Raw genomic sequence first — 1,435 nt, 5'->3', positions numbered from 1 at the left:
GGACTGAAATAGTTTTATAACTAAAAATATTTAGCTATAAAACTTATTTTCACAATAATTTAGATGATAAATTAGTCTAAATTATCTTCCATAAAATTAAAACTTAATTCTTTAGAACATTTCTTACATTTATAGGCTATGTTTAGATATTTTATTTTTACATGTAAGCCATAATCAAGCTTATGAATCATACCTTTACATCCACAAATATATTCAAATTTATCATCTTTTTCTTTTTCTTCTATCAACTCCTTTTTTTCTAGACTTTTCTTAAATTTATTAATCCTCATATCATGCTCTACAATATGCTCCAAAAGCCATACTGATACTATTTTGTAAAGTTTTTCTTTAAGATCATTAGTGCTAGTACATTCACTAAGTAATGCACTCATGTCTTTTATAATTTTTTTATGCATTGCTTTGTGTTCTGATAAATATGGATAGTTAATAGTGTACATATAATCTTCTTCGTCTTTAAAATGAATTCGCATATAATCAAAAAAACCACTTAATAGCTCTTTAACCTCTGTTTTATAAATATGTCTATTTAAAAGTTTAGCTGTTTTATCTGCCAAGCTAAAAAGAGTTTGGTGTTGCAAATCTATGTCCACATTTTCTATACTGTATTTATCATTCCACACAGGGAATGCTTCCACAAAAAATCACTCTATACGAATTGGTTTTTTACAAACTTTACAACTATATCTTGCTCCATCAAGAATTTGTAAATGCAAATGATGAGGAATTTTGTGTTTTTCATTTAAACAGCCACAAACATAAAGAATATATTTTGGTGTTATTTCTTCAAAAGTACTTTCTGTCAACGCAACATCTTCTTCAAAAGTACTTTCTTTTGCTTGGAGTTGTTTTTGTTTTTCATATTTGTAATATTTCATATCTTCTTTTAATATATGTTCTAAAAGCCACTTTTCTGTAATAATATTTAATTGCTCTTTAAATTCATTCACAGTTTTAATATTTTTAACCAAAGCAATTAATGAAGCTGTTATTTCTTGATGAATTCTTTTATGATGCTCTAAATCAGGATAAGCTATGCTTTCCATATAAGCTTCTTCATCTTTAAAATGAGTCTTTACATATTCAAAAAGTTCACTTAAGACTAATTTGATCTCGTTTATACTTGCATGATTTTCAGCAATCAAGTAAGCTTTTTTTGCTATATCAAATAGCACTTTATGCTGTTCATCGATAATTTTATTATGTACACTGTATTCTTTTGCCCATTTAATCATAAATTTCCTTTTTAGATATTTTATAATCGAGCAATAAATAATATAATCTACATTACACATACAAAAAAACGGGTGGAATTATATAATAAATTTTAAACATTTGCAATAAAATTGATATTAATTTATAAAATATTAAAATAATATCTTATTTGGTAAAAATATTAAAAATAAAACTACAAAGA

The 1,435-nt window shown here is 24.9% G+C and carries 2 protein-coding genes; both read right to left on the bottom strand.

Annotated features, from left to right (window positions below):
* Positions 1 to 71: 71 nt before the first annotated feature.
* Positions 72 to 641: a hemerythrin family protein gene (locus tag CAMP5060_RS08065; RefSeq protein ID WP_158211392.1), complete on the bottom strand. Its 570-nt coding sequence runs from the start codon at positions 639 to 641 to the stop codon at positions 72 to 74.
* A 21-nt stretch (positions 642 to 662) separates the two neighbouring features.
* The gene (locus CAMP5060_RS08060; protein WP_158211391.1) at positions 663 to 1,253 is read right to left on the bottom strand and encodes a bacteriohemerythrin; all 591 of its coding nucleotides are present in this window, start codon (positions 1,251 to 1,253) and stop codon (positions 663 to 665) included.
* Positions 1,254 to 1,435: the final 182 nt, after the last annotated feature.

It is taken from the genome of Campylobacter sp. 1569 (genome assembly GCF_024723675.1).
Taxonomy (GTDB): domain Bacteria; phylum Campylobacterota; class Campylobacteria; order Campylobacterales; family Campylobacteraceae; genus Campylobacter_D; species Campylobacter_D jejuni_C.
The sequence above is the reverse complement of the archived record's forward strand: the minus strand, read 5'-3'. Positions and strand labels throughout refer to the sequence as shown.